The sequence below is a fragment of the Erwinia sp. INIA01 genome (assembly GCF_025947915.1).
Lineage (GTDB): Bacteria > Pseudomonadota > Gammaproteobacteria > Enterobacterales > Enterobacteriaceae > Erwinia > Erwinia coffeiphila.
In genome coordinates this window covers 1-6,699 of record NZ_JAPDNC010000027.1, presented here as the reverse complement: position 1 = coordinate 6,699, position 6,699 = coordinate 1, and the positions used below count along the sequence as shown (strand labels likewise).

Genomic DNA, 6,699 nt, shown 5'->3' with positions numbered 1-6,699 from the left:
GACCGCGACCACTACGACATGAAGCAGACCGGCAGCAGCGTCGGCGGCAGTGTCATCGGGGGCGCGGGTATCGGCGGCTCGGCCAGCCTGAGCGGCAGTCGGGATAAGATGAACAGCGACTTCGCCAGCGTGAAGGAGCAGACCGGCCTGTTCGCCGGGAAAGGCGGGTTTGATATCACCGTGGGCAGCCACACGCAGCTGGACGGTGGGGTGATAGCCAGCACGGCGGAGAAAGAGAAGAACCGGCTGGATACCGGAACGCTGGGCTGGAGCGATATCCATAACAAAGCCGACTGGGACGTCTCGCATCAGGGCGCAGGTATCAGCTCAGGCGGCAGCGTGGGCGGGCAGTTTGTCGGCAATATGGCGAACAACACGCTGGTCGGGGCCAACGGCAGCGGGCACGACAGCTCCACCACGCACGCAGCGGTGGAAGACGGCACGATCATTATCCGCGACAAGGATAAACAGCAGCAGGATGTGGCAACGCTGGACCGGGATACGGAGCACGCGGCAAACGGCCTGAGCCCGATCTTTGATAAGGAGAAGGAGCAGAAGCGGCTGCAGGAAGCGCAGGTGATTGGTGAGATTGGTTCACAGGTTGGGGATATTGCAAGGACGCAGGGGGAGATTGCGGCAACAAAAGCAGGGAAGGCTGAGCTGGCTGCAAAAGGTATCAGGGAACCCGGCCCGAATGCCACGAAAGACGAGACAGCGGCTTACAACCAGGCGTTGAAGGAAACGTCCGGCTATAAAACTGCCTGGCAGAAATGGGGAACCGGTAGCGCCATCCAGCAGGGTATCCAGGCCGCAACGGCGGCGATACAGGGGCTTGCTGGCGGCAATGTGGGACAACTGCTGTCCGGTGCGGCTGCGCCGTATCTGGCAGAGCAGATCCACAAACTGGCCCCGGATGAAGCGAGCCGTGCCATGGCGCACGCGGTGGTGGGCGCCATCGTGTCGTATGAGGCGGGAAACAGTGCGGCAGCGGGCGCTGCTGGTGCGGTCAGCGGTGAACTGATGGCGCAGCTGGTGATGAATCAGCTCTACCCGGGTAAACGGGTCAGTGATCTGACGGAAACGGAGAAGCAGACGGTCAGTGTGCTGGGCACACTGGCTGCGGGCCTTGCGGGAGGTTTAACGGGCGGCAGTGCGGCGGATGGAATGGCCGGGGCGCAGGCGGGTAAGAACTCGACTGAGAATAACTTTCTGAGCCAGGGGCATCCACAGGAATACGCTGAAAAGTACAAGGCGTGTAACGGAAATGCGGGTTGTGAACAGAATATCCGTAAGGATATGGCGAAAGAATCAGCGGAGAACATTCAGAAGCTGAAATCGTGCTGGGATTCAGGTAACGCCGCCTGTGTTGCAGATACACGTGCGAAAATAGAACTGGATGATAAGACTTATACAGATCTGCGTCAGCAGGATAATATGGCTGGCAACGCTTATGAAATTTCGGCTCAATGGTATGCTGATATCATAGATCAGTGCGCCGGGAAGTGTGGCTGGCTTGAAGCGTCGTTGTTGAAAACTGGCGCTGATGGGCTAGGTAACCTGGTCTATGGCGCGTTGGGGGCGGGGAGTTTGCCGAAACCTGGGAAGGAAGTAGAACCGCAATCTTCCAACGCCAGTAAAATTCCAGGATATGTAGATGAACCGCCTTTTAATCCAGGGGGAACAGGAAGCGCGGCTAAACCGTGGTCTACCAAAGGGCGTATAAAATACGTAGAACTTCCAACGGAAGGGAAAATTCGGTTTGTACCTGACAGTAATTATTCTTCTACTAATCCACTACCAAGAGGACCAAATAATGGGTATCTCGATAAATTCGGTAACGAGTGGGTTAAAGGGCCATCTCGTACAGTAGGGCAGGCATTTGAATGGGATGTCCAGCTATCACCTAAGGGCAAAGCTCAGCTTGGCTGGGCAACAAGAGATGGTTCACATTTGAATGTATCTCTGGATGGAAGAATAACGCATAAGTGATTAAGGGGAATACTTAATGGAAAATAAAATAGGTTTTTATCAGGAAGTAAAAATATCTTCTGATTGCCAAAATAAAAAATATGCAGGGAAGAAAGGTGGCGTTATGGGAGTGAGTGAGGAGGATGGTGTTCTTTATGGTTACTCTGTAAAACTTTATGACGAAGAATATCTTTTATCTTTTGATAAGGATGAGGTTATTCCTACAGGAAAACAACTAACGCAAGATGATTTTTTTTAATGAAAAACCCGGCTATTTAAGCCGGGTTTCTTATCTGTTATTCGATCAGCTATCGTCTCCTATCTCCTAATCATCCCGATTAACACGATTAGCTGACACTGCTAAATCCAGAGCGAGACGCATCAGCAGAGCGCGCTGGGCAGCACCGTTTCCGGCGACATGCTGAAGGTGATGGCAGGGAACGATCTGACCGCGTCGGGCAGCAACCTGCTGGGCACAAACGATGTGACGCTGAGTGCGGGCAACAACCTGACGCTGACCACCGCCGCCGAGTCCGATCACTCCGCCTCGGTTGAGCAGAAGAAAAAATCCGGCTTCAGCGGCAGCGGCGGGATAGGCTTCTCGCTGGGGAATTCGTCGCAGAAACTGACCCGCGACGACAGCAGCAACGTGCAGAAAGGCAGCGTGGCGGGGAGCAGCGCGGGGAGCCTGACGCTGCAGGCCGGGAACGCGGCGACCGTGCACGGCAGTGACCTGGTGGCCGGTCAGGATCTGACAGTGCAGGGTAAAAACGTCAGTATCACATCGGCGGAGAACAGCCACACCTCGCTGACGAAAAGCGAATCAGAAAGCCGTGGCCTGACGGTGGGGTTATCCGGTACGGTGGGCAGTGCGCTGAACACCGCGGTGCATCAGGTGAAGGCGGCGAAAAAAGAGGAGAGCGGTCGTCTGGCGGCGCTGAAGGGCACGCTGGCGGCGCTGACCGGCTATCAGGCCGCCCAGGCGGCGCAGCTGGCGGCGGAAGCCACGGGCAACAGCAGCGACGGCAACATCGCCGGACTGACGCTGAGCTACGGTAAGCAGAAATCGACCTCGGAGCAGCGGCAGGAAGAGCACAGCAGTTCAGGCAGTCAGCTGCAGGCGGGTCGGGATATGCATATCACGGCGACGGCGGGTGACCTGAATGTGGAAGGTGCGCAGCTGAAGGCCGGGCAGGATATGGCGCTGTCGGCCAGCCGGGACATCAGCCTGACCTCGGGTAAAAACAGCACGCAGAGCAGTGGGCACAGCAGCAGCCACGGCGGTAGCGTGGGCGCAGGGCTGTCGGTGGGCGGCGTTGCGGCGGGGCTGAGCCTCTCGGCAAGTGCCAGTCAGAGCCGGGGCCACGAAAACGGCAGCAGCCTGACGCACACGGAGACAACGGCGGACGCCGGGCGGAACCTGACGCTGAACAGCGGCCGGGATGCGCTGTTGCAGGGCGCGCAGGTCAGCGGGAAGTCGGTGAAAGCCGACATCGGGCGTGACCTGCTGATAGCCAGCGAGCAGGACCGCGACCACTACGACATGAAGCAGACCGGCAGCAGCGTCGGCGGCAGTGTCATCGGGGGGGCCGGTATCGGCGGTTCGGCCAGCCTGAGCGGCAGCCGGGATAAGATGAACAGCGACTTCGCCAGCGTGAAGGAGCAGTCGGGGCTGTTCGCCGGGAAAGGCGGGTTTGATATCACCGTGGGCAGCCACACGCAACTGGACGGCGGGGTGATCGCCAGCACGGCGGAGAAAGAGAAGAACCGGCTGGATACCGGAACGCTGGGCTGGAGCGATATCCACAATCAGGCGGATTATAAAACCGAACACCAGGGCGCCGGTATCAGCTCAGGCGGCAGCGTGGGCGGGCAGTTTGTCGGCAATATGGCGAACAACACGCTGGTCGGCGCCAGCGGCAGCGGCCACGACAGCAGCACGACGCACGCAGCGGTGGAAGACGGCACGATCATTATCCGGGACAAAGACAAACAGCAGCAGGATGTGGCAACGCTGGACCGCGATACGGAGCACGCGGCAAACGGCCTGAGCCCGATCTTTGATAAGGAGAAGGAGCAGAAGCGGCTGCAGGAAGCGCAGGTGATTGGGGAGATCGGCTCGCAGGCGATAGACATTGCGGCAACCCAGGGCAAAATCCTGGCGATAAACGCCGGTAAAGCAGAGCTGGAAGCGAAAGGCATCAGGTCACCGGGAAGCGATGCGACGCCAGAGGAACGGGCAGCGTATGACCAGTTGCTGACCAGTTCGTCAGCCTATAAAACCGCGCAGGAGGAATGGGGAACGGGGGGCGCGATCCAGCAGGGTATCCAGGCGGCAACGGCGGCGATACAGGGGCTTGCTGGCGGCAATGTGGGACAACTGCTGTCCGGTGCAGCTGCGCCGTATCTGGCAGAGCAAATCCACAAACTGGCTCCGGATGAAACGAGCCGTGCCATGGCGCACGCGGTGGTGGGTGCCATCGTGTCTTACGAGGCCGGGAACAGTGCGGCAGCGGGCGCAGCCGGAGCGGTCAGCGGTGAGCTGATGGCGAAACTGGTGATGAATCAGCTGTATCCAGGTAAACGGGTCAGTGATCTGACGGAAACGGAGAAACAGACTGTCAGCGTGCTGGGCACGCTGGCTGCGGGCCTGGCGGGCGGTATAACGGGCGGCAGTGCTGCGGATGGAATGGCCGGGGCGCAGGCGGGTAAGAACTCGACTGAGAATAATGCGCTTAGTGACATTATAGAAAACAAAGCTTCCGGGATGTCGCAGGAAGAGAAGTATCAGAAAGCCCAGGATGCGCTGGTAAAAGCCACAGAAGAGTTTAAAGCACAGAACTGTGCCGGACTCAGTACTGAGGCCTGTGGCTCGAAGATGGAAGCGCACCGTGATGAACTGCTGAAAGGTTTTGCAGATGCAGGGCTGGATTTTGTGCCGGTGGTGGGTACTATTAAGACGCTGGCGGAAGCGCAGTCAGCACTTGATTATCTGGTTACTGCGGCTACTTTGATTCCCGGGGGATATGTCGCATCAGCCGTTTTGAAAAATGCGGAAAAAGCGCTGAAGAAAGGTGATATTGATGAGGCTTCTAGGCTAATCAATAATGCCAGTGATGAAATACAATCTGTCAAAGCTCTGGATGTTAGTTCTTACAAAGAGCTGAAAGCCCGTGAAGTCGTTGGTGATAATCTTGAACATGATCATATTCCGTCGTTTGCTGCAATTCGTCAGGCAAAAGAGAAAGAGTTGGGGAGAAAACTTACTCCAACGGAAGAAAAAGCTTTATATAATAATGCCACAGCTGTTGAAGTACCTAAGGATGTGCATCAGGCTGGACCAACTTATGGTGGTAAAAATAATGCTACTCAAGTTAAAAATGATGCGATGAATCTGTGTGGGGCAGAATGTCGTGATACAGATGCATTGAGAAAAAACATGCTGGATAGAGGGTATGATCCTAAGCTGGTTGATGATGCAATTAAGCAGATTAAGGACAGAAATCAGCAAATAGGAGTAACAAAATAATGTTGATGTGGAATGAATGTATTAAGCTGTTGGGATGCACGGAGATTGATGGTGTTTTTATTAAATTGCCATCGATTTTTAATGAGTTGCCTAAGATCGATGAGGGTGTCTTGGGTGACAGGAAGTATTACTCTTTTTTGAAGTCGGGTGTTTTGTTTTTATTAGAGCATGGTGTGGTAGAACAGATATCTTTTTATGTGCAACAAGATGAGGGTTTTTCAATTTATAAAGGAAAGCTACCAGTTTCAATTAATAGTTCGGAGTCTAAGACTATCAATTTTCTAGGTATCCCTTCATTTTCAGGTGGTGGAAAGGTGGATGTGCTCATGGGGTATATAGATCGTTGGATCAAATATGAAAAAGGGGATTATGCTCTACATTTACAATTTAACCAGAACGACAGATTATCCAAAGTAACACTTACGAGATAAAGTAAAATCCCGGCCCTCGAGCCGGGATTTTACTTTATACACCCTTTGGTTACCGGTTCTGCCCTCTGGCCAGCCGATTACCTTGATCAATTCCGCCACCTGCCGCTGCTTACGGGCCGCCAGCTTACAGGCCTTCCTGAGCATCTGCGTAATTTCAGGCTCAGGGCGCTATTGGTTCGTCTGCCATCAATATCAGACCGTTAAAAACAATCCATGTCCTAGCTAGCGCGATATGAACCTGCGCGCGGCGGATGTGACGGCGACCGGTGACGCCACGCTGCTGGCGGGCAATAACCTGAATCTGACGAGCGGGGAAGCCGGCTGGGATCAGTCTTCCAGCGCGAAGTGGAAAAAACACGGTCTGATGTCGAAGACCACCACGAAAATCCAGAGCGAGACGCATCAGCAGAGCGCGCTGGGCAGCACCGTTTCCGGCGAGACGCTGAAGGTGATGGCAGGGAACGATCTGACCACATCGGGCAGCAACCTGCTGGGCACAAACGATGTGACGCTGAGTGCGGGCAATAACCTGAACCTGACAAGCGGGGAAGCCGGCTGGGATCAGTCAACCAGCGCGAAGTGGAAAAAACACGGTTTCCTTTCGAAGACCACCACGAAGATCCAGAGCGAGACGCATCAGCAGAGCGCACTGGGCAGTACCGTTTCCGGCGACACGCTGAAGGTGATGGCGGGGTGATCTTACCCACGTAATGTGGACACGTCCCTAAGCGAGGGTCTGGTTTTCGAACTGTTCCGGGCTGAGGCCGCCGC

General features: G+C 55.4%; 5 protein-coding genes. All 5 read left to right on the top strand.

Features of this window, described 5'->3' with window-relative positions; genetic code table 11:
- On the top strand, positions 1 to 1,989 hold a 1,989-nt coding region (locus OMR58_RS26000), incomplete at its 5' end, for a polymorphic toxin type 17 domain-containing protein (protein WP_279355986.1).
- A 16-nt stretch (positions 1,990 to 2,005) separates the two neighbouring features.
- Positions 2,006 to 2,227 (top strand): Imm31 family immunity protein, encoded by a 222-nt coding sequence (locus OMR58_RS25645; protein ID WP_200564166.1) that lies wholly within the window; start codon positions 2,006 to 2,008, stop codon positions 2,225 to 2,227.
- A 105-nt stretch (positions 2,228 to 2,332) separates the two neighbouring features.
- On the top strand, positions 2,333 to 5,497 hold the full coding sequence (locus OMR58_RS25640; RefSeq protein WP_264547298.1) for a hemagglutinin repeat-containing protein: 3,165 nt from the start codon (positions 2,333 to 2,335) through the stop codon (positions 5,495 to 5,497).
- Positions 5,497 to 5,928, top strand: a complete 432-nt coding sequence (locus tag OMR58_RS25635; protein ID WP_264547297.1) for a hypothetical protein — start codon at positions 5,497 to 5,499, stop codon at positions 5,926 to 5,928. The genes OMR58_RS25640 and OMR58_RS25635 overlap by 1 nt, the downstream gene beginning before the upstream one ends.
- Positions 5,929 to 6,160: 232 nt before the next feature.
- The gene (locus tag OMR58_RS25630; protein ID WP_264547296.1) at positions 6,161 to 6,625 is read left to right on the top strand and encodes a hemagglutinin repeat-containing protein; all 465 of its coding nucleotides are present in this window, start codon (positions 6,161 to 6,163) and stop codon (positions 6,623 to 6,625) included.
- The last annotated feature ends 74 nt before the right edge of the window (positions 6,626 to 6,699 follow it).